This window comes from Halosimplex halobium, from assembly GCF_051414055.1.
GTDB classification, from domain to species: Archaea; Halobacteriota; Halobacteria; order Halobacteriales; family Haloarculaceae; genus Halosimplex; species Halosimplex halobium.
This window is the reverse complement of sequence record NZ_JBLKNX010000022.1, coordinates 1-19694: the sequence shown is the minus strand read 5'-3', so window position 1 is coordinate 19694 and position 19694 is coordinate 1. Positions and strand designations below refer to the sequence as shown.

27 protein-coding genes, 1 tRNA gene and 1 other RNA gene are annotated in these 19694 nt (G+C 69.6%); 19 read left to right on the top strand and 10 right to left on the bottom strand.

Going from position 1 to position 19694, the window contains the following annotated elements:
* Nucleotides 1–5 precede the first annotated feature (5 nt).
* The 4 genes from ACMGFG_RS20490 (at nucleotide 6) to ACMGFG_RS20475 (ending at nucleotide 2980) form a co-directional block, all read left to right on the top strand.
* Nucleotides 6–464 (top strand): hypothetical protein, encoded by a 459-nt coding sequence (locus ACMGFG_RS20490; protein ID WP_436932161.1) that lies wholly within the window; start codon nucleotides 6–8, stop codon nucleotides 462–464.
* Nucleotides 465–544: 80 nt separating this feature from the next.
* Entirely contained in the window at nucleotides 545–1231 is a 687-nt protein-coding gene (locus ACMGFG_RS20485) for a CehA/McbA family metallohydrolase (RefSeq protein ID WP_436932160.1), read from the top strand.
* Nucleotides 1228–2340 (top strand): asparagine synthase C-terminal domain-containing protein, encoded by a 1113-nt coding sequence (locus ACMGFG_RS20480; RefSeq protein WP_436932159.1) that lies wholly within the window; start codon nucleotides 1228–1230, stop codon nucleotides 2338–2340. Before ACMGFG_RS20485 ends, ACMGFG_RS20480 begins: the two co-directional genes overlap by 4 nt.
* 88 nt (nucleotides 2341–2428) lie before the next feature.
* On the top strand, nucleotides 2429–2980 hold the full coding sequence (locus ACMGFG_RS20475) for a hypothetical protein (RefSeq protein ID WP_436932158.1): 552 nt from the start codon (nucleotides 2429–2431) through the stop codon (nucleotides 2978–2980).
* 3 nt (nucleotides 2981–2983) lie between these two features.
* Here ACMGFG_RS20475 and ACMGFG_RS20470 read toward each other — a convergent pair whose 3' ends face one another.
* Complete coding sequence (locus ACMGFG_RS20470) at nucleotides 2984–3451, bottom strand: NUDIX hydrolase (RefSeq protein WP_436932157.1); 468 nt, start codon at nucleotides 3449–3451, stop codon at nucleotides 2984–2986.
* Between the two features lie 62 nt (nucleotides 3452–3513).
* The gene (locus ACMGFG_RS20465; protein ID WP_436932156.1) at nucleotides 3514–4488 is read right to left on the bottom strand and encodes a transcription initiation factor IIB; all 975 of its coding nucleotides are present in this window, start codon (nucleotides 4486–4488) and stop codon (nucleotides 3514–3516) included.
* Nucleotides 4489–4933: 445 nt separating this feature from the next.
* Here ACMGFG_RS20465 and gatC point away from each other — a divergent pair, with 445 nt between their 5' ends.
* Together gatC and gatA are read left to right on the top strand one after the other, a co-directional pair.
* Nucleotides 4934–5218: an Asp-tRNA(Asn)/Glu-tRNA(Gln) amidotransferase subunit GatC gene (gatC, locus tag ACMGFG_RS20460; RefSeq protein ID WP_436932155.1), complete on the top strand. Its 285-nt coding sequence runs from the start codon at nucleotides 4934–4936 to the stop codon at nucleotides 5216–5218.
* Nucleotides 5219–5240: 22 nt separating this feature from the next.
* Nucleotides 5241–6533: an Asp-tRNA(Asn)/Glu-tRNA(Gln) amidotransferase subunit GatA gene (gene gatA, locus ACMGFG_RS20455; protein WP_436932154.1), complete on the top strand. Its 1293-nt coding sequence runs from the start codon at nucleotides 5241–5243 to the stop codon at nucleotides 6531–6533.
* 124 nt (nucleotides 6534–6657) lie between these two features.
* Here gatA and ACMGFG_RS20450 read toward each other — a convergent pair whose 3' ends face one another.
* Complete coding sequence (locus tag ACMGFG_RS20450; RefSeq protein WP_436932153.1) at nucleotides 6658–7431, bottom strand: helix-turn-helix transcriptional regulator; 774 nt, start codon at nucleotides 7429–7431, stop codon at nucleotides 6658–6660.
* Nucleotides 7432–7631: 200 nt separating this feature from the next.
* Between ACMGFG_RS20450 and ACMGFG_RS20445 the strand changes: the two genes are divergently transcribed.
* From ACMGFG_RS20445 to ACMGFG_RS20435, 3 genes are all read left to right on the top strand, one after another.
* Nucleotides 7632–8453: a ubiquinol-cytochrome c reductase iron-sulfur subunit gene (locus ACMGFG_RS20445; RefSeq protein ID WP_436932152.1), complete on the top strand. Its 822-nt coding sequence runs from the start codon at nucleotides 7632–7634 to the stop codon at nucleotides 8451–8453.
* A 200-nt stretch (nucleotides 8454–8653) separates the two neighbouring features.
* Nucleotides 8654–8791, top strand: a complete 138-nt coding sequence (locus tag ACMGFG_RS20440; protein ID WP_436932151.1) for a DUF8556 family small protein — start codon at nucleotides 8654–8656, stop codon at nucleotides 8789–8791.
* 78 nt (nucleotides 8792–8869) lie between these two features.
* Complete coding sequence (locus tag ACMGFG_RS20435; protein WP_436932150.1) at nucleotides 8870–9139, top strand: glycine zipper domain-containing protein; 270 nt, start codon at nucleotides 8870–8872, stop codon at nucleotides 9137–9139.
* A 1-nt stretch (nucleotide 9140) separates the two neighbouring features.
* Here the strand turns inward: ACMGFG_RS20435 and ACMGFG_RS20430 are convergent, their stop codons facing one another.
* On the bottom strand, nucleotides 9141–10244 hold the full coding sequence (locus tag ACMGFG_RS20430) for a glycosyltransferase (protein WP_436932149.1): 1104 nt from the start codon (nucleotides 10242–10244) through the stop codon (nucleotides 9141–9143).
* Nucleotides 10245–10379: 135 nt separating this feature from the next.
* On the opposite strand from ACMGFG_RS20430, the gene ACMGFG_RS20425 reads away from it, so the two are divergent.
* The 3 genes from ACMGFG_RS20425 (at nucleotide 10380) to ACMGFG_RS20415 (ending at nucleotide 11920) form a co-directional block, all read left to right on the top strand.
* A complete protein-coding gene (locus ACMGFG_RS20425; RefSeq protein WP_436932148.1) occupies nucleotides 10380–10664 on the top strand; it encodes a ribonuclease P protein component 4 in 285 nt (94 codons plus the stop codon).
* Nucleotides 10665–10748: 84 nt separating this feature from the next.
* Nucleotides 10749–10997 (top strand): YhbY family RNA-binding protein, encoded by a 249-nt coding sequence (locus ACMGFG_RS20420; RefSeq protein ID WP_436932147.1) that lies wholly within the window; start codon nucleotides 10749–10751, stop codon nucleotides 10995–10997.
* A complete protein-coding gene (locus tag ACMGFG_RS20415) occupies nucleotides 10994–11920 on the top strand; it encodes a mechanosensitive ion channel family protein (RefSeq protein WP_436932146.1) in 927 nt (308 codons plus the stop codon). Before ACMGFG_RS20420 ends, ACMGFG_RS20415 begins: the two co-directional genes overlap by 4 nt.
* A gap of 292 nt (nucleotides 11921–12212) precedes the next feature.
* Here ACMGFG_RS20415 and ACMGFG_RS20410 read toward each other — a convergent pair whose 3' ends face one another.
* The 3 genes from ACMGFG_RS20410 to ACMGFG_RS20400 form a co-directional block, all read right to left on the bottom strand.
* The gene (locus ACMGFG_RS20410) at nucleotides 12213–13058 is read right to left on the bottom strand and encodes an alpha/beta fold hydrolase (RefSeq protein WP_436932145.1); all 846 of its coding nucleotides are present in this window, start codon (nucleotides 13056–13058) and stop codon (nucleotides 12213–12215) included.
* A gap of 301 nt (nucleotides 13059–13359) precedes the next feature.
* An RNA gene (gene ffs, locus ACMGFG_RS20405) (signal recognition particle sRNA) lies at nucleotides 13360–13673 on the bottom strand.
* An 87-nt stretch (nucleotides 13674–13760) separates the two neighbouring features.
* Nucleotides 13761–14180 (bottom strand): DUF7548 family protein, encoded by a 420-nt coding sequence (locus ACMGFG_RS20400; RefSeq protein ID WP_436932144.1) that lies wholly within the window; start codon nucleotides 14178–14180, stop codon nucleotides 13761–13763.
* 138 nt (nucleotides 14181–14318) lie between these two features.
* On the opposite strand from ACMGFG_RS20400, the gene ACMGFG_RS20395 reads away from it, so the two are divergent.
* Nucleotides 14319–14693, top strand: coding sequence for a DUF5798 family protein (locus ACMGFG_RS20395; RefSeq protein ID WP_436932143.1), 375 nt, complete (start codon nucleotides 14319–14321; stop codon nucleotides 14691–14693).
* A gap of 34 nt (nucleotides 14694–14727) precedes the next feature.
* On the opposite strand, the gene ACMGFG_RS20390 is transcribed toward ACMGFG_RS20395, so the two are convergent.
* Together ACMGFG_RS20390 and ACMGFG_RS20385 are read right to left on the bottom strand one after the other, a co-directional pair.
* Entirely contained in the window at nucleotides 14728–15138 is a 411-nt protein-coding gene (locus ACMGFG_RS20390; protein WP_436932142.1) for a CoA-binding protein, read from the bottom strand.
* A 93-nt stretch (nucleotides 15139–15231) separates the two neighbouring features.
* Nucleotides 15232–15867, bottom strand: a complete 636-nt coding sequence (locus ACMGFG_RS20385) for an RAD55 family ATPase (RefSeq protein WP_436932141.1) — start codon at nucleotides 15865–15867, stop codon at nucleotides 15232–15234.
* A 234-nt stretch (nucleotides 15868–16101) separates the two neighbouring features.
* On the opposite strand from ACMGFG_RS20385, the gene ACMGFG_RS20380 reads away from it, so the two are divergent.
* The 6 genes from ACMGFG_RS20380 (at nucleotide 16102) to ACMGFG_RS20355 (ending at nucleotide 19265) form a co-directional block, all read left to right on the top strand.
* Nucleotides 16102–16176: transfer RNA gene (locus ACMGFG_RS20380), tRNA-Arg, on the top strand.
* Between the two features lie 189 nt (nucleotides 16177–16365).
* Complete coding sequence (locus ACMGFG_RS20375) at nucleotides 16366–16596, top strand: hypothetical protein (RefSeq protein WP_436932140.1); 231 nt, start codon at nucleotides 16366–16368, stop codon at nucleotides 16594–16596.
* The gene (locus ACMGFG_RS20370) at nucleotides 16593–17297 is read left to right on the top strand and encodes a hypothetical protein (RefSeq protein WP_436932139.1); all 705 of its coding nucleotides are present in this window, start codon (nucleotides 16593–16595) and stop codon (nucleotides 17295–17297) included. The genes ACMGFG_RS20375 and ACMGFG_RS20370 overlap by 4 nt, the downstream gene beginning before the upstream one ends.
* Nucleotides 17294–17494 carry a sigma factor-like helix-turn-helix DNA-binding protein gene (locus ACMGFG_RS20365; protein WP_436932138.1) on the top strand — a complete coding sequence of 67 codons (201 nt, stop codon included), beginning with the start codon at nucleotides 17294–17296 and terminating at the stop codon, nucleotides 17492–17494. The genes ACMGFG_RS20370 and ACMGFG_RS20365 overlap by 4 nt, the downstream gene beginning before the upstream one ends.
* Nucleotides 17491–17634, top strand: coding sequence for a hypothetical protein (locus ACMGFG_RS20360; protein ID WP_436932137.1), 144 nt, complete (start codon nucleotides 17491–17493; stop codon nucleotides 17632–17634). The genes ACMGFG_RS20365 and ACMGFG_RS20360 overlap by 4 nt, the downstream gene beginning before the upstream one ends.
* A gap of 5 nt (nucleotides 17635–17639) precedes the next feature.
* Nucleotides 17640–19265 carry a DUF7845 domain-containing protein gene (locus ACMGFG_RS20355; RefSeq protein WP_436932228.1) on the top strand — a complete coding sequence of 542 codons (1626 nt, stop codon included), beginning with the start codon at nucleotides 17640–17642 and terminating at the stop codon, nucleotides 19263–19265.
* A 189-nt stretch (nucleotides 19266–19454) separates the two neighbouring features.
* On the opposite strand, the gene ACMGFG_RS20350 is transcribed toward ACMGFG_RS20355, so the two are convergent.
* On the bottom strand, nucleotides 19455–19694 hold a 240-nt coding region (locus ACMGFG_RS20350; RefSeq protein ID WP_436932136.1), incomplete at its 5' end, for a hypothetical protein.

Sequence of the window (19694 nt, the reverse complement as noted above, 5' to 3'; positions counted from 1 at the left end):
GGCCGATGACGGAGAGCGACCGAGCGATGGCCGAATCGTTTCCGAACACAGTTGTGGGAGCGCTCGCGGGGGAACGGCCGGCAGCGGTCCGCGCGTTCGGGACCGCCGCGGGGCTGTTCGCCGTCGCCCTGGTGCTCCAGGCGCTCGCGGCGAGCGGGACCGTCCCGGGGGCCGCAACCCCGCTCGTGGCGGCGGTGCTGGCGGTAGCGACGGTCGCCGGTCCGGCCCTGTCGGCGGTCGCCGCCCACCGGCGAGGCGGCCTCGCGGGCAGCCTGTCGCTCGCCGCCGCGCCCGTCGCGGGCCGGATCGCGTACTTCTCGCTGTTCACCCCGAACGCGGTGGTCGCGCTCCCGGGGTCGTTCGAGGGCTCGGGCGCGGCGGCCTTCTGGACGCCGGTCGTGCTCGCACTCGGGACGGTCGGGTTCGGCGTCGGGACCGCCGCCCGGTGGGTCCTCGACCGCTGAGCGCCCTGACGGAAGCGAACGGCCCCGCGGACGTGGCCGGGACCGAGTCGTTTTTGCCGACACCCGCGCAACGGTCGGTCGTGCTCTCGGTCGAATTCCACGCCCACTCGGCGGCCTCCTACGACGGCCGCGACTCCGTCGAGATGCTGCTGGAGCGGGCGGCCGCGGTCGGCCTCGACGCGCTGGCGGTCACCGACCACGACGAGGTCAGCGCCAACCCGGAGCTCCTCGAACGGGCCCCGGAGTACGGCCTCGTCGGGATCCCCGGGATCGAGATCTCCAGCGCCGCCGGCCACGTCCTCGGGCTGAACGTCGACGAGGCGGTCGAGCCCGGCCTGTCGTTCGCGGAGACGCTCGACCGGATCCGCGACCAGGGGGGCATCGCCGTCGTCCCCCACCCATTCCAGGAGATGCGCAGCGGCGTCCTCGCGAACATCGAGAAGTCCGAGCTCCGCGAGGCCGACGCGGTCGAGGTGTACAACTCCCGGCTGGTGACCGGCTACTCCAACCGGCAGGCCCGCCGGTTCGCCGAGCGCTACGGACTTCCGATCACCGCCGGCAGCGACGCGCACGTCAGCGACATGGTCGGCCGCGCGGTGACGCTGGTCGACGCCGACGAGCCGACCGCCGACGCCATCTGCGAGGCGGTCGTCGACGGCCGGACGACGCTGCAGACGCGCCGGACCCCCTGGCTGGTCAGCGCGCGCCAGGCCTACGGGAACACGCGACGGCGGGTCCGCCTCGCGCTCGATAGCCTGTTCTCATGAGCGACCGCCGCGAATTCGGGGTCGAAACGGACCGGCTCCGCGGCGCCTCGCCGGCGACCGTCCGGGGGGCGCTGGCCGACGGCGACCCGCTGCCCGGGACCGCCGGGTTCGCCGGCGCCGCGGACGGCAGGGTCGTCCGGGACGCCCTCGGTCGCCAGCCCGTCTTCACCGGGGCCGACGACCCCGAGACGTGGAGTTTCGACCCCGCGGCGCTGTCCGACCCCGACCCGGTCCCGGCCGGTCACGCCCGGGACTCCGACGGCGACGAGCGGGTCTGGACTCTCCCGGACCCGGACCCGGCGACCGACGAGCGAGCGGCCGTGCGGGCGGTCCGCCAGGGAGTCCGCGGGGCGGTCGACGACGCCCCGACGGAGGGGCTGGCGGTCGCCTTCTCCGGCGGCGTCGACTCGGCGGCGCTCGCGGCGCGGCTGTCGGCCCCGCTGTACGTCGCCGGCTTCCCCGACAGCCACGACGTGGAGGCGGCCCGGAGCGCCGCCGCGAAGCTCGACCGCGAGATCCGGGTCGTCGAACTGGCCCACGGCGATATCGAGCGGGCGGTCCCGGAGGTCGCGGCGGCGACCGGGCGGACGAACGCGATGGACGTGAGCATCGCGCTCCCGCTGTATCTGGTCGCCGAGCGGGCCGCCGCGGACGGCTACGACCGCCTCGCGGTCGGGCAGGGGGCCGACGAGCTGTTCGGCGGCTACGCGAAGGTGGCCCGTGCGCCCGACGACGAGCGGGTCGCGGCCGACACAGTGCGCGGGGCGCGCCGCGAGGTGGTCGCCACGTTGCCGGACCAGCTGGAGCGGGACGTGCTGGCGCTCCGGGCGGCGGGGGTCGAGCCGGTCGCGCCGCTGCTCGACGACCGGGTGGTCGCCGCCGCGCTGGACCTCCCGGGAGATCTGCTCGTGACGGACCGCGGCGAGCGCAAGTGGGCGCTGCGGCTGGCGGTCCGCGAGTGGGTGCCCGACCCCGTCGCCTTCCGCGAGAAGAAGGCCGTCCAGTACGGCAGCCTCGTCTCGCGGGAGCTCGACCGGCTGGCCCGCCGGGCGGGGTTCAAACGGCGGATGGACGACCACGTGGGGCAGTACGTCGACTCGCTGTGCTGATCCCACCGCTGACCTCGTCTGCGGGCGGATCTGTAACCTGAGTAACGACAGGAGCTAAGGCGGTCGCCGCGGTAGCGGCAGGACAGCGATGAGGGGACGCGCGTTCGGGGCCGCCGACCGCGCCATCTCCCGGGAGGGGATGGCCGCGCTCGGGTTCGGCCTCACGGTGTTGATGATCGGCGTCACGGGGGGACTGCTGATGCAGACGGGCGACTCGCTGTCGGACGGGGGGCCGATCCTCTCGACCAGTTCCGAGCCGGTCCACGCGACCGGGCCGACGAGCGGGTGGGTCCGGATCAGCCACGAGAGCGGCGACACCGTCGACGTGGCGGACGTGGACCTGATCGTGAGCCTCCCCGACCACGACAAGCGAGCAAGGCTGCACGGGCTCCCCACCGAGCGGCTCACCCAGGACGACTACAGCGGCAACCACGTCTTCACCCGGGGGCGCACCGGCATCGACGGCGCCATCGCGGCCCCGAACGGCAGCGGCGCCAGGCTGGCGGCCAGCGACGAGATCGCCTTCCGGATCGAACAGCGCCGCGTCCCGCTCGAACCCGGCCAGACCGTGACAGTCACGCTCCGCCACACCGAATCCGAGACCCGGCTCGCCAGGGAGCGGATCGACGTCGTCGAGTGACCGTCAGCCGGAGACGGTCTCGATCGCTCGCGCCCCGATCTCGGCCACGTCCGGGTCGAGCGCGTCCGTCTCTTCGAGGTCTTCGACCGTGAACCAGCGCCAGGCCTCGGCCGGCTGCTCGCCGTCGGCGGGGTCGATCTCCCGCGTCTCGGTGCGGGCGTAGTAGACCAGGTCGACGTGCTGGTGGCCGACGAACTCGCCGTGGACGTTCACGTCGGCGAGCTGGAAGTGCCGGGGCTTGGGGAGCGGGTCGACGGTCGGCGAGCCCACGTCGTCGCGCTCGGCGACGAGTTCGGCGTCGAGGCCGGTCTCCTCGCGGACCTCCCGGAGGCCCGCCTCGTGGGGGAGTTCGTCGCGGTCGACGTGGCCGCCGGGCGGGAGCCACTTGCCCAGCCCGTCGTGTTCGTGCAAGGCGACGGCGCCGTCGCCGACGACGTAGACGGTCGCGGTGTAGTGTCGGGTCGTCTCCATGGCGGCCCCAGGGCTACCCGGGGCTTCGGCGTTCCGAAAACTGTCGGCGCGAGAAACCGTCCTCAGGGGGCGGTGAACTCCTCTTCGGCCTCGAGGAGCTCGTGGTAGCGATTGCGGATGGTGACCTCGGAGATGTTGGCGACTTCGCTGACCTCCGACTGGGTGACCTTCTCGTTGGCGAGCAGCGAAGCGGCGTACACCGCGGCGGCGGCCAGTCCCACGGGGGACTTCCCGGAGTGGACGCCCTGCTCTTTGGCCGTGTCGAGCAGCTGGCGCGCGCGGCGTTCGACCTCGTCGGGCAGGTCGAGGTCGGAGACGAACCGGGGCACGTAGCTCTCGGGGTCGGCGGGCTGGATCTCAAGGGACAGCTCGCGGACGACGTAGCGGTAGGTGCGGGCGATCTCGTCCTTGTCGACGCGGGAGACCGCGGCGATCTCGTCGAGGCTGCGCGGCGTGCCGGCCTGCCGGGCCGCGGCGTACAGCGCCGACGTGGCGACGCCCTCGATGGAGCGGCCGGGGAGCAGGTCCTCGTCGAGCGCGCGGCGGTAGATGACCGAGGCGGTCTCGCGGACGTTCTCGGGCAGGCCCAGCGCCGAGGCCATGCGGTCGATCTCGCCGAGCGCCTGTTTGAGGTTGCGTTCCTTGGAGTCGCGTGTGCGGAACCGCTCGTTCCAGGTGCGCAGCCGCTGCATCTTCTCGCGCTGGCGCGAGGACAGGGAGTTGCCGTAGGCGTCCTTGTCCTGCCAGCCGATGTTGGTCGAGAGGCCCTTGTCGTGCATCATGTTCGTCGTCGGCGCGCCGACGCGGGACTTCTCGTCTTTCTCGTTGGCGTCGAACGCGCGCCACTCCGGACCGGGGTCGATCTCGTCCTCCTCGACGACCAGCCCGCAGTCCTCGCAGACCGTCTCGCCGTGCTCGGCGTCCGACGCGAGGTTGCCCCCACACTCCGGACAGACCAGGTCCTCCGACTCCTCCTCGTCTCGCTCGCGGGCCTCTTCGCGCTCGCTCGTGTGGCGTCTGATAGTGGTGTCGGTCATTGGTTGCAAACTCTGCGGGGCAATCCCCGCCAAAACCGTCTCACCGGATTATGTGTTGGGGACCAGACGACTTAAATCTTTCCCGAAATCGGACCAATTTCACACGTCCGCGCTCGACCATACTTAATCTGTCGATCCGAGCGTCGCTGCGCGGCGAACTCGGGGGATTGAAACCCGCGTTATGGCCCTTCTCACGGGCCGACACTCCAAGATACGGTCGCGCTCGGTGGGGAGCACAAGCGACCGGATACAACCGCCGAAGGCGGGGATCCACCGGTCAGCGGGCGTCGAACGGGGAAATTCCGGTGGATCGGCCGCCGGCGCGCGCGACGGTTCGGCCGGCCGGGTCGGTGCCGACGGCGGTCGCGGGGCGGGTGGGTTCCGTTCGCGCGCGGCCGGGGCGGCCATCGAAACCCTTACCGCCGGGCCACGCCTCGCGTCGGCCATGAGCGACACGGAGAACGTGGTCGAGCCCGAGGAGGTGCGCCACGTCGCTGATCTCGCGCGCATCGACCTCGACGACGAGGAGGTCGACCGCTTCACCGAGCAGTTCGCCGACATCCTCGAGTACTTCGAGACGCTGGACGAGGTGCCCGAGGTCGACGAGGAGGAGGAACTCGCCAACGTCATGCGCCCCGACGAGGTGCGCGACTCCCTCTCCCAGGAGGAGGCGCTGGACAACGCCCCCGAGTCCGAGGACGGCTACTTCAAGGGCCCGAACGTCTCGTGAGGACCGCCAGCGATAGTTACACATGAGCACGGAGTACAACGGCTACATCACGACGGAGCGAATCGACGGCGCGGCGGACGGGCCGCTCGCCGGGAAGACGGTCGCCGTCAAGGACAACATCTCGACCGAGGGCGTCCGCACGACCTGCGGGTCGGCGATGCTCGACGACTACGTCCCACCCTTCGACGCGACGGTCGTCGAGCGCCTGAAGGAGGCGGGCGCGACCATCCCCGGCAAGACCAACATGGACGAGTTCGGCATGGGGACGACCACCGAGACCTCGGCGTTCGGCCCCACCGAGAACCCCGTCGCCGAGGGTCACGTCCCCGGCGGCTCCTCCGGCGGGTCGGCTGCGGTCGTCGCCGCCGGCGACGCCGACATGGCGCTGGGGACGGACACCGGCGGCTCGGTCCGCGCGCCGGCCGCCTTCTGCGGCGTCGTCGGCATCAAGCCCACCTACGGCCTCGTCTCGCGCTACGGGATCGTCGCCTACGCCAACTCGCTGGAGCAAGTGGGACCGATCGCGCCCACCGTCGAGGACGCGGCCGAACTGCTGGAAGTGATCGCCGGCCCCGACGAGCGCGACGCGACGACCCGTGACGCCGCCGAGGAACGCGGCGAAGGCGCCTACGACTACGCGGCCGCCGCCGACGGCGACGTGGACGACCTCGACATCGGGATCCCGATGGAGCTACTCGACGGCGCCGACGAGCGCGTCACCGAGGTGTTCTGGGACGCCATCGAGGAGCTGGAGTCGCGGGGCGCCAGCTACCACGAGGTCGACCTGGAGTGTCTCCGCTACGCGGTCGAGGCCTACTACGTGACCGCCATGAGCGAGGCCTCCTCGAACCTCGCGCGCTTCGACGGCGTCCGCTACGGGCAGTCGGGCGGCTACGACGGCAACTGGAACGAGACGTTCGCCCGCGCTCGCGAGGAGGGCTTCGGCGAGGAGGTCAAATCGCGGATCCTGCTGGGTACGTACGCCCTCTCGGCAGGCTACCACGACAAGTACTACAAGAAGGCCCAGGACGCCCGCGCCTGGATCAAGCGGGACATCAACGACGCGCTATCCGAGGCGGACGTGCTCGCCTCGCCGACGATGCCCGTCCCGCCGATGGAGATGGGCGAGAGCCTGGAGGACCCGCTGACGATGTACCTCGCCGACGCCAACACGACGCCGGTGAACCTGGCGAACCTGCCGGCCATCTCCGTGCCGGCCGGCGAGACGGACGGCGGCCTGCCCGTCGGGCTCCAGCTCGTGGGGCCGGCGTTCGGCGAAAAGACGATCATCCGCGCAGGGAGCGCGCTGGCCTGAGCGGACCGTACCGTTCGCGGCCGAGCGAAGCGAGGCCGCGCTTTTTCACCCGCATCTTTTGTTGACGGGGGGTCCCGCAGCACTCGCGGCGCGCTGCCCCGAGCCGGGACCGCGACGGGAGTTTTCAGACGGTCGCGAGGTAGTCCTCGACGGGGACCGCGCGGTCCCAGTAGTGGGCGTGGATGTCGCGGCCGAGTTCGACGGCGCCCTCGCCGGAGCCGACGAGGACGGCGTCCAGGTCGGAGACGCCGTCGCGGGTCGGCAGCGAGAGCGCGACCAGGTCCGCGGTGACGGTAAAGGAGAAGGGCAGGTCGGCGACGCGCTCGTCGATGCGGGCGGGCGGGCCGTCGGTGTAGCGCTCGATGGCCTCGTCGACGAGGCGGTCGTCGACGACAACCCGGGCGTCGAGGACGCCCCGGTCGGCGAGTTCGTCGACCATCCTGGCGAAGCGCGGGTAGTACACCTGCGCGCCGACGCGCAGCCAGTCCGCCTCCCGGAACAGCTCGACCGCCCAGCGTTCGAGGTACTGGGGGTTGCGCGCGGGGTTGCGGTACAGCTCCCACTCGCCCGCGCCGGCGAGCCGTTGCCTGAACCGCCGGGGGAGGACCGACACGTCGTGGGCGTCCCAGAACTCGTCGTCGAGCAGGTCCTCGACGGCGTCCTGGCGGGCCAGCTCGTCCGCGACCAGCCGACCGCGGGCGGTCAGCTCCCACCGGTCGGACTCGCGGACGAGCCCGCGGTCGGCGAGTTCGTCGAGCGTCTTGTAGACGCCCGACTGGCTCACGTCGAGGTCGGCGTGGAGGGCAGCCGTCGTGCGGGGGTCGCGCTCGACCGCGCGGAGCAGCGTCGAGCGCAGCTCCGACCGCGCCACGTAGGTGACCAGGGAATCACCGTTCATACCCACAGAACTGTGGGTGGCTCACTTTTAATCCGTCCGGTTCGTTCACGGACACGTCGACCGGAAGGACCTGATTTCCCCGCAGAACGGCCTTCACACGCCGTAGCACGTTACACGAACCGTGGAACCGTCCATCGGTCGTCCGCGATTCCACACGAAATTTAAAATAACTTATACTTCTGCCCGCGCCACGCGGTGACATGGACGAGGACAAGTATCCGGCGCCGTCCGGTCGCCGTCGGTTCGTCAAGGGGATCGTCGGGAGCGCAGTCCTGGGCTCGCTCGGCGTCGCCGGGTCCGGGCTGACGACGGTACCGACCAACCGGAGCGGGGTCGGCGGCGGGAACGTGGAGGCGAAGGTGATCAAGAACACGGACGGACCGGCACCTCGCGGGATGTCGCAGATCCCGGTGACAGTCGAGGACGGGTATCTCAAGGGCGTGTGGCCCGCGGCGACGGAGAACGGCGAGGTCGCCGACGGGGCGGCGAAGACGAGTCTGGGCGGCGTCACGTACTCCAGCAAGTGGTTCCAGTACTGCGGCATCCAGACTCACCCGAAGGTCGAACCCGACAGCGAGGCGGACAACTTCCTGCGGGCCGACCCCGGCGGCCGCTACGAGTGGGCGGCCGACCTCGAACCGGGGACGAGACTCGCCGTCGAGATGTTCGACGACTACGAGGAGTGGGGCAACGGCGTCGGCGACGCCGGCCTCGGCAAGCCCGCGGCGGCGACCTGGCGCTCGGTCGAGACGGATTCGACGCTCCCGGTCCAGGTCATCCGCAGCCCGGAGATCGAGCGGCTCGCCGAGGACGACGAGTGGCTCGCCGCGAGCACGGACCGGGGGTTCATCGCCTGGCTCAACAAGTGTACGCACCTCTGCTGTGTCCCGGCCGGGTTCAAACAGTCGGCCACAGTCGACGGCGCCGAGAACGCCGTCTACTGCCAGTGCCACCAGTCGATCTACGACCCGTTCGACGTGGTCTCGAAGGTTGTCACCGCCTTCCCCCGGCCCGAGAACTGACCCGACCAGCCTGTCGTCGGACGGCCCGGTCGCCCGGTCTTCGGACGGCCCGGTCCCCCAGTCGTCGGACTCCCGGACCGGTTCCCCACCGGTTCGCCGGGATCCGAGCCGCGTCCCGGGCCCGCCGTCCTCCCGCGAAAACGTTTACTCGTTCGCGACTCACAGGAGGTTTTTCAGTATCTACCGTGTAGGATGGGGTGATGCCCCAGATCGACGTCTCGGAAGACCTGTACCGCCAGATCGAGAGCGAGTCGGCGGACGGCGACATCGACAGGGCCCTCTGGAAGATGGTCGGGGCCTACCGCCGCGCGAACAACCCCGAGGCCGACAGGACCTGACCGGCCAGCGGATTCTCCCGCCCGGCGCTCGCTACCCCCGACAGCGACAGTTATCCCCGCGGCGGTCGACGTGCCGCCATGGCCGACGACACGAGCGGCCGGGATGCCGAGAGGATGGACACCGGTGCCGGCGCCGGGGCCGACGGGGACGGAGCCGACGGGGGCGAGTCGAACGGCGGCGACGACGGCTCGGGGATAGCGATCGGGATCGCGCTCGGCACGGCGGTGGGCGTGGCGCTGGGGACGGCGATGGACGACCTCCCACTCGGCATCGCCATCGGGCTGAGTCTCGGCGTCGCCTTCGGCGTTGCGTTCGGCCGGTCCGAACTCGGCGAGGACGAGGCGTGAGTCAGCGCAACTGGTCGTAGACGCCGGCGAGGCGGTCGACGGAGTGCTCGACGCTGACGGCGTCCCGGCGGGCGAGACACTCCTCACCGAGGCGGTCGCGCTCGGCGAGGGTCCGCGCGATCACGTCGCGGAACGCCGCCACGTCGTCGGGCGGCGCCTTGTAGCCGGTCTCGCCCTGGTCGATGGTATCGGCGAGGGCGGCGCTGGCGACGCCCGCGACCGGTGTCCCACAAGCGTTGGCCTCCAGCGCCGCGATCCCCTGGGTCTCGACCGGGCTCGGGAACGCGAACACGTCCAGCGCGGTGTAGAACGAGGGGAGTTCCTCGCGGTCGAGCCACCCCAGGAAGTGCGCCTCGATGTCCCCCTCAGCCGCGGCCCGTTCGAGGTCCTCGCGTGCCGGCCCGTCCCCGCCGAAGACGAGCGTCACGTCGAGGTCGGCGGCCGCCTCGACGATCGCTTCGAGGTTCTTCTCGTAACCGTGGCGGCCGGTGTAGCCCACCAGCGGCCCCTCGGGGAGCCCGTGGCGCTCGCGGAATCGCTCGGTCTCGGCGGGCCGGAAGAAGTCCACGTCGACGCCGTTGGAGACCACCTCCACGGGCGTCGTCGTCCCCACGGTGTCGCGGACGTGGTCGGCGGTCCGCTCGCTGGGCGCGACGACCACGTCGACCCGGTCGAGGAAGCGCCGCTCGTACTCCTCGGCGCTGCGCTCGACCGCGCGCTCGATCGGCCGGGTAAAGGCGAGATACTCCGCGTACTCGCTGGTCGGCGTGTGGTAGGAGGCGACCAACGGCAGGTCGTGCTTCCGGGCGAGGCGCAGCCCGGCGAGCCCGAGACTGAACGGGGAGTGGGCGTGGACGATTTCGGCGCTGTCGACCGCCCCGGGGACGCCGGGGACGCCGACGCGAAAGCCCTCGTAGAAGGGGAAGGGGAGGCTACTGACCGGATACTCCCCTTCCGCGGGGTCGTGGTCGCCGTCGGGGTAGACCACGTCCATCCGACCGCCGCGGCGGTGCCAGCGGTCCCGCCAGGTCTGGATGGTGTAGGTGACGCCGTTGTGGGTCGGCAGGTAGGAGTCCGTGAACGCGGCCACCCTCGGCAGGTCCATGCGTCCACGGTTTGCGAACCGGGACTTAATGCGTTGCCATCTCGGCGCGGCGCCGCCGATACTCCGGCGCCGACGGGACCGGCCGGGCGCCGGCCGAACGCAAAGTATACCTGCCGGTCGGCGGCATCTCGGGACGTGGACACCGAGGCCATCGCCCGCGAGCGCATCGACCGGCTGCGCGAGCTCGCCAGGGCGGCGACCGTCGACAGCGACGACGAGCGCGCCCGCCGGTACGTCCGCCGCGCCCGCCGCATCGCCGAGCGCAACCGCCTCGCCTTACCCCGGGCGTTCACCCGCTTCACCTGCGACCGCTGTGACGCCTACCTCCGCCCCGGTGCGAACGCCCGCGTCCGCCTGCAGGACGGCCACGTCGTCGTCACCTGCGACTGCGGCGCCCAGGCCCGCTACCCCTACGACTGACCGCCCGCGACCGCTCTCGACCGCGAATTTCCGGCCCGTCACCACCCGTAACCTTTGAACGGCTCCGTTCCTACTGGTAGACACATGAGCGATTCCACGCGGGCACAGCGGATCCACGAACTCGACGTGACGGTCTGGGTCGGCAAGAAGGGGCTCGACCCCGTCGAGGAGGAGCTGTCGGACCAGTTGCAGGACCGCGAGTTCGTCAAGGTGAAGTTCCACCGGTCCGCCCGAGGGGGGGCCACCACCGAGGAGCTGGCAGAGGAGCTGGCCGAACGGGTCAGCGCCGAGGTGGTCCGGACCCGCGGCCACACGGCGGTGTTCGAGCGATGACAGGGGCCGCGTTCGTCCCGCTCCAGAGCGGCGGGTCGGGCGTCGTCGCCGACTTTCTGATCGACAACGTCGGCCTCGACGCGCCGCTGGCGGGCGCCATCGGGTCGGCGGTCACTTTCGTCGTCTCCTTCGTCGCGCTGTACGCGCTCGGGCGCATCGTCATCAGCCCCATCGTCGGTCGCTTCCTCTCTGCCCGTGACCTCGACGAGCACGCCCGGAGGCCACTCCGGAAGCTCACCAACTTCTTCATCGGGTTCGGCGCGCTCGGCATCGCCTTCGCGTTCGCCGACTACGGGAACATCCTCACCTCCATCGCCACCGTCGCCGCCGCGGCCACCCTCGCGATCGGCTTCGCCATGCAGGACGTGCTGAAGAACTTCGTCGCCGGCATCTTCATCTACACCGACAAGCCGTTCCGCATCGGCGACTGGATCGAGTGGGACGACCACGCCGGCGTCGTCGAGGACATCAGCCTGCGGGTCTCCCGCGTCCGCACCTTCGACAACGAACTGCTGACCGTCCCCAACTCCAACCTCACCGACGGCGTCATCAAGAACCCCGTCGCCAAGGAGCGACTGCGCATGAAGTTCGTCTTCGGCATCGGCTACGAGGACGACATCGACGAGGCCACCGAGATCATCCTCGAGGAGGCCCGCGACCACCCCGACATCCTCGACGAGCCCGAACCCTCGGTGCGGCTGACCGAACTCGCCGACTCCTACGTCGGCCTCCAGTCGCGCATCTGGATCTCGAATCCCAGCCGCGCCGACTTCGTGAAGGTCCAGGGCGAGTACGTCACCAGCGTCAAGCAGCGCTTCGACGAGGCCGGCATCAACATCCCCTACCCCCAGCGGGACATCCACGGCGGCATCGAACTCTCGAACGTCGAGGGGCTCGTGGAACCGACGACGGGCGACGACTAGAGACCACTTTCATACCCACGTTTTTGCGCCGGAGAGTTCCTCGCGCGCCGGAGGCGCGCTGCGGGAATCCTCCGTCGCAAAAACGTGGGGAAAAAGGCCGGACGACTCGGTCGCTTTGCTCCCTCGCGTCCGGTGAACCGGCGCCTGCGGCGCCGGATGCTCGGGGCGGGCCTGCCCTTCCCCGGGTCGGCCGACGAGACGGCCTCCCGGCCACCGCGACAGCACCGCTTCGCTACCGCAACGGCACTGCTCCGCACAGCACCGCAACCGCGCTCCGCTCCGCTTTCCCCGATTACCTCGCTGTTTCCGCCGTCTCGGCCGGATACACCTCCGCCAAGAGTTCGCGGAGGGCGTCGGTGAAAAAGTCGGGATTGTCGAGGTTCGAGGCGTGGCCGCCGCCGGGGACCGCCCGGAGCGTCGCGCCGCCGATCTCGGTCGCCAGGTGGCGGGCCTGTCGGCGCATGAACGGCCCCTCGTGCTCGCCGTAGAGGACGAGCGTCGGGGCCATGATGGCGGGGAACCGGACCTCGGTCCGGTGGAAGCCCGCCACGGCGCCGATGACCTTCGCGAACTCGTCGGTGGCCATCTTCGGTCCCGTCTCGCGGATGCGCTCGATCCGCTCGTAGTCGCCGCTGACGCCCTCGCCCGAGAGGCGTTCCTGTAGCCAGACCATCGCCCGTTCGACGCGCTCGTAGCCGACGAGTCGGACCGGCGGGACGGTCGCGCGGAGCAGGACGGAGCGCTGGAGGCGCTCGTCGAGCGAGAGAAAGTCGGGGGCGAAGGTGTCGGCGAGCACCAGCCCGGCCACCCGCTCGGGGTGGCGCGCGGCGTACACCTGGGCGATGCAGCCGCCGGTCGAGAGCCCGCAGAGGACGACCTCGTCGAGCGCCAGCGCGTCCAGCAGCGCGCCCAGGTCGTCGGCGAACAGGTCGACCGAGTAGCGGCCCCGCTGGGACCCGCCGGTGCGGCCGTGGCCGCGCACGTCGTAGGCTACGGTGGTGTAGTCGTCGCTCAGCGCGTCGAGCTGGGGGTCCCACTGGGAGTGGTCGACGATGGCCCCGTGGACGAACACGACCGGCGGGCCGTCGCCGCGGCGCTCGTAGTACGTCTCGATGTCGTTCGTGCGGACGGTGGGCATACCGCCGGTACGCGCTCCGCGGGGATACGGTCGTCGTCGGTCGCGGCGGGTTCGGAGCGGTCGCGGCGGGTTCGGAGCGGTCGCGGCGGGTTCGGAGCGGTCGCGGTGGCCGGGAGGCCGCTCCGTCGGCCGACCCGGGGACAGGCTGGTCTGCACCGAGCATCGGGCGCCGCAGGCGCCGGTTCACCGGCCGCGAACGCAGTGAGCGGCCGGCCTTTTTGCCCCATCTTTTTCGAGGAGCCTTCCCGCAGCGAGCCGGAGGCTCGCGAGGAAAGGCGACGATGAAAAAGGTGGTATGAATGGACGGACTCCCGGGGTTGCCCGGTCGTTCGAGCGCGGGGAATCCCGCTTGCCTCCTCCACCCCGCGACCCTGCGAGCGACGGGTGTCCGAGGGTCCGCTGCTCGCTTCCGCGCCTGACGGAGTGCCCTCGATCAACCGCGGCCGCGCGTCCCTGCAGACGCGAAGCCGCGGACCGCCGTCCCCGCAGGACGAGGCTTCCACGTTGGCTCGCGGGGCCCACGCCCGTCTGACCGGACGCCCCCGGTGTTCGGCCCCCGCTGAAGGCCATACCGCGGGTGACGAGCAGGGCCTAGCTGCCCGGCCTAGTCCACTCCGACCTACCGCCGTCCACCATAAGGACCTTTCGGGTCCGTCCCGCGGACCGACCGCGAAAAGCGACCGACAGCTCCCGATCCTCCGCTCAGATCAGACCGAGCGTCCGCGACCACCACAGGCTCGCGACGGGGATCAGAAGCGAGACGGCGACGCTCGCCCACCGGTGGTAGGTGATGATCGCCGGCGCGTCCATGTCGAACAGGACCTGCTCGGGGACCGTCACGGCCCACACCGCGATCACGACGGTCGCGAACAGTCCGAACGCGATGCCGACCCCCGCGGCCAGCGGCGGATCCGTCCGCTCGTCGCGACCCGCCGCGAGGACGATGGCCGCGACGAGCGCGAAGATCCCGGCGACGAGCGGATTCAGCGCCCCCTCCGCGTAGTAGGTCCCGACCGCGGATCCGGGCGCCGTCCGCACCAGCAGGTACGGGGCGGCCAGCGACACGAGCACGAGCAGGCACCCGACGACGCCGACCAGCGGTGCGAGCCGCGTCTGCTTCATGTCCCCGACTGCGGACGCTCCGGTTTTAACGGCCCCGGTCTCCGGCAGCGGCCCCGCCGTCCGGAGACGCCGAACGTCGGTCCACCAGCCGAGCATCGAGCCGAAAAGCGGACAACGGGGGCGACCGAACCGCCGGGTATGGGATTCGGCGACACCGCCAAGAAGATCCAGCGCGTGACCGACATCGCTGAGAAGCTCTACGAGCGGCTCAACCAGGTGATCGAGCAGGTCCAGGACCTCAAGGAACGGGTCGAGTCCACCAGCGAACAGCTCGACGCGATGGACCGGGAACTGGCCGAACAGCGCGCCATCGTCGAGGCGCTCGCCGAACAGCAGGGCGTCGACGTCGAGGCCGTCGTCGACGAGCTTCCCGACCCCGACGCGGAGGGCGAAGGTGACGCCGAATCGGGCGAGACCGGGGCCGACGGGAGCGACGCCGGCGGGTCCGGGGGCGACGCGACCGACACCTCGGCCGACGCGACCGACCCGGACACCGCCACGACGAACGACTGACCGGATCCGACCGCGCGGTGTCGTTCTCGCTCCGCTACTCGGCCAGCCGCTGGTGTTCGACCTTGAGACAGCGGTCCTGGACGAAGTTCCGGCCGGCCGCCTCGACGCGCTCGCCCGCCTCGTCGTGGGTGATACCCAGTTGCAGCCAGACCGTGCCGGCGTCGTCGCGGTCGAGCGCCTCGTCGACGATGCCCGGCACCTCGTCGGTCGGCCGGAACACGTCCACGATGTCCACGTCCTCCTCGACCTCGGCCAGCGAGTCGTAGGGCTCCCGACCGAAGATCTCGTCGGCGTAGGGGTTGACCGGGATCACCTCGTACCCCTGCTCGCGCATGTACGCCGGCACGTCGTGAGCGGCCTTTCCGGGCGTGCTCGACAGCCCGACGACGGCGATCGTGTCCTCTTCGAGTATCTCACGGAGTCGCTCGTCGGAATCGACTGGCATATCCGTACCGTGGGTCGAGACGCGCAAAAGACTGCCGGCCCTCGGCACACCCGGGTGTCGCCGGGCCGCCAGCGCTCCAGGATACCGGGGGCGTCAGCGCTCCAGTTGCTCGGGCGTCGCATCCGGGATAGTCGTCGAGACCGCGCCGTCCGCCTCGACGGTGACGGCGTTGTCGAACAGCTGGCGGAGCGTGTTCAGCGTCTCCTCGTCGTGGGCCGTCGACTCGATGACGTGAATCCCCATCGCGTCGGCGTTGTCGATGCGGCTCGTAAACACGTGCATGAACCGGAAGACGGTCTGCACGTCCGAGTACATCAGCAGCGTCGACAGCGAGTCGACCAGCACGCGGACGTTATCGATCCCCCGCTGCTGGCGGAACTCCTCGACGAACTCGGAGAACTTGATCCCGATCCCCGTCATGTCCTCCGGCGAGGAAGCGTACTTGACGATGTCCGTGTCGCGGGCGCTCCGACCCTGGTGTTTCGTCACGCAGTCGACGATCCCAATGTCCACGGAGCCCGGGTCGGAGACGAGCGCCTCGTAGTCGTTGAGGACACGGCTCGCGCTGTCGCGGGTGGTGACCACGATGACCCCTTCGCCGCGCTCGGACCCGTGAGCCAGCACGTCGAGGGCCATGCGGCGCTTGCCCGACAGCGGCGGTCCGGAAACCAGCAGGTTCGTACCCGGGGCCACCGTCGCGTTCCCGAACGCCGTTCCGAGGTCGTACATTCCTACGGGATACACCACCGTTTCGACACGAACCGCGACCGGTCCGCTCGATACGTGTCGATTAGTCGCGGCGGTCGTTAAAATCTTTATTATGGCCTCTGCCCACGGGACCGCTCCCGCCGGCGGATCCGCCCCCCCTTGGGAGGCCGACGATCCCGCGGCTGGTCGTGTTCTCGGGTACCCCCGTCACGGATCGGGACGTTTAAACATCGATGCTCGTGTAGGGATTTGTGCGGGCGCTTAGCTCAGTTTGGACAGAGTGCTTGGCTTCGGACCAAGCTGTCGCGGGTTCAAATCCTGCAGCGCCCACTCCTTCGCCGCCCGACTCGGATACAATTCTGTTCATCCGGTAGCGGCGCTGCTATCCCGAGAATCTTCCGATACTCCGGTATCGGAAGGACCCCCTGAGACTGACACAAGGTCGGGACAAACTGCGGCCCACCGCCGTCCTTCGATTCCCCGACGCAAAGACTCGCTTGCGACGGGAGGGCTGCAGGTATGAGCCAGGCTGTCAGTCAGGGGGAGGAAGTCCCCGAGACAGCCGTTCGGAACCGGTCGCAGTACGCTGACACGCTCCACCGGCTCGACCCCGACGCCGACGAGCCCGAACCGGCGTGCGTCGAAGCCGAGTACCGGACCGACGCCGAGTTCACCGACGTTCCCGTCGCGGCGTACCCTCACTACAGCCTCTGCGGTAACCCGGAGTGTTTCGGGAGTGAGTGGTGGTGACGGGGGAGCCGTTCGTCGTCGACGGCTACAGCGGGCCGGGCGGTGTCGGCCTTGCACTTGACGAGCTTCCGGTTCGTCACCTGGGCATCGACATTGAGGACTACAGCGACACCTATCCGGGTGAGTTCGTCCAGGGCGACGCGTCGAACCCTGGGTTCATGGGGAGTTTCGAATCGCCTGAATTGCTGTGGCTGTCGCCGCGGTGTCAGGCGTATTCGAAACTCTCGTGGGCCAACATGGGCCGCTACGACTGGGAGGAGACGCCGAAAGAGCGGTACCCCACCTTCGCGGACCTGAACGTCCGAGAAGTCGTCGCGGCTGTCGACCCGGACGAGTACATCATCGAGAACGTCGCCACGTGTGACGACCTGGAAGAGCCGGCACGGTTGAACGGGCTAGCGTTCGGGCTGCCGGTCGATAATTGCCGGCACTTCGAGACGAGCTTCCCCGTCCCCGACGCCTACGAGAGTGGTACCGCGGAGATCTCTATCGGCTCGGAGTACGTTCGCCACGAACTCGCCGCCGCGAAGGGTGTGCCCGCCGAGTGGACGGAATCGGAGATCCGGTCGGCCATCCCCCGCGAGTTCGTCCAGTACCTGCTGCACTACTGTCCGAGTATCCCCGACGTGTCGCTCCCCGCGGAGCTGCGACAGCGGCCGCTCGGAGAGTTTGCCGCGACGACCGGAGGTGAACGGCCGTGACCTACCAGTCGTCGCTGTTCGAGTACGAGGCAGACCTGTCGGCCCTGTCAGACGCCCAGCGGGAGGTGTACGAGGCGATCGAGCAGGACGGCTATGGGATGCGGGAGTACGCCCGCAAGACCGGCCGCTCACCGGGAACGGTTGGGAACCTCCTACGACGTGCTCGCCGCCGTCTCGACGGAGGTGAGGCGACGTGACGGAGTTCGTCCGTGCGTCGCGGCTGTACGACGTAGAGGCGGGCGAGCGCGTTCGTTGGGACTGGGGCGGTCAGCAACCGGTCGCAGAAAGCGAGGCGCGGGTCCAGCGCGCCGTCGCCGAATTGGAACGCGAGGGGTGAGCGAAGTGCAAACCGTCCGACTCGCCCCACACGAGTTTAACGCGAACCTGTTGTTTAACGATAACGGCCTTGCGCCGTTTTTCGGACTCGACAGCGCGGTCAAGCAAGCCGATGGGTCCCGGCGCGAGGAGTTCCACGCCGACGGTGAGCAGTGGGTCGCCCGGCTGTCCTACCAAGAGAGTAACATCGTCCACCCCGGCAGTCAGACACCGCAGGGGACCGACTTCCGAATCGAAACGATTCGCGAGTACCGCATCAAAGTGATGCGCCACCCGTCGGAGGACTCGGTCGGCGAGCAGGATTTCACGGCCCACGTAGCACCCCGCTGGCCGGGGATGAAAGGCGAGAAAGACGACGGCACCCGCGTCGAGATTCCCGTCCCCGACGGGTTCGGAGAGGGAATCAACGTCCGGGTGAAAGGGTCGAACATCGCGTTCGACCGCTACCCGAAATTGCTCCGACGAGCGGCGGGAGTCCTGGGTATCGCGACGCGGTACTTCGAGGACCCGCACCCCTACTCGAACATTCAGGACGCCGAGCGCTACGCGCGGGTTCACACGGACGCCAGCGGGCCCGTCCACGCCCGGGATGGCCCGCTGGCCGCGATGGGGCACCTCTTGGAGAGCGACCGCTCAGGCTACCGCAAGGTCGTCCAGAACGACGACGACGAGCGCGGCCGGAACCTGCCTGGCTACTACCACACGGCGACGCTCGACGCCAGCCGCGTACGTGAGGCGTTCCCGGACCACGCCCTCCCGAAAGAGGTGAAACACTACTACGCCCGGGAAGCGGCGTCGATGCCGGATGACCACCCGCTGTCTCATCCGAAGGTCGGCGCGTCGCTCCAGGCGTCGCTGCTCGACGACGACGAGACAGTCCGGTGGCGGGACCTTGACCGACTCCGACGGGAGCTGGACCAGACGGTACTGTCGGTGCTGGCCGACGCCGGGCTGGACGTAGCGCCGAGCGATGGGCATGGGCCGTTCGTCGCGGATGCGTACTTCGAGCCCGCCGTCGACGAGAGCGGACCGGACCCTATCGGGCTGGACCTGACGCGGGTCGAACAGTCCCAGGAGAGCGTGGTCGTACGTCACCTTGCAGACGGGCTGTCCCCGGTGCAGTGGGAGGCGATGGAGACGCTGGTGACCGATGGGGGTCAGGTGGCCCCGGCAGACATCGCGGACGCGCACGGCCGCCACGTCGAGTCCGTCCGGCGGGCGCTGCGGGAGATGGACGATCTCGTCGAGCGCGAGTATGCGTCGGTGTCGTTGCGCTCGGAGTACGTTGCCGAAATGGTCCACGCGGCGGTCGACGAGGCGCGCGACAGCTTGGAACGCGCGGCGGAGGCGACGGCGAAGGCGATGGAAGCCGCCGAGCGCGGCCTGGACGAGACGATGAGCGCGTTCATCGCCTGGGCGGCCCGCCACGGTGTCGATGTAGACGATGCCCGCGACGCCCGCATGACGCTCCGATTCAACGGGACGGTCGCGAGCGACGTGGGTGAGTCCATCCGCGAGGGCTTCCGCGTGTGGAAGGACGCGGGGATGCCTGAGCAGCGCTACCGCGAGGCGCAAGTCCGGTTCGGTGACGGCTCGATCAGCGACGCCTGGCGGTTCCTGAACACCGGGTAGCAGCCCGCCCGAGTAGAGGCATCACTGTCGTTCGCCCCTGTTTTCCGGGTATTTTCCAATTAGATTTGTACTCTACAGCTGCGAGTCGGCAACCTCGGTTGTACTTTCCCGCGGTGGCGAGCGCCAGCTGGGCGTCGCCGGCGCGACGGAACCCTACCCGGGGGGTTTGGTTCCGTCTTAGGGGTGTGGCTAAGGCCACTTCTCTAAAATACACCGCACAGTATTTTCTTTGCAAGGTTTAACGGCGTAGTTCCCGAATTCTACCACACCAACAACGCTTTTCCTATCCCACAGCAAATACAGCACTAATGGCGGTGGTGCAGAAGTCCTCACAAGGAAGCGGTAGGACGAATCTGATGTGTCTACGACCAGCTCCGTCCTACCAGATAACGCTACGGTAGAACAGGTCTTCAAAACACTGGACACCGA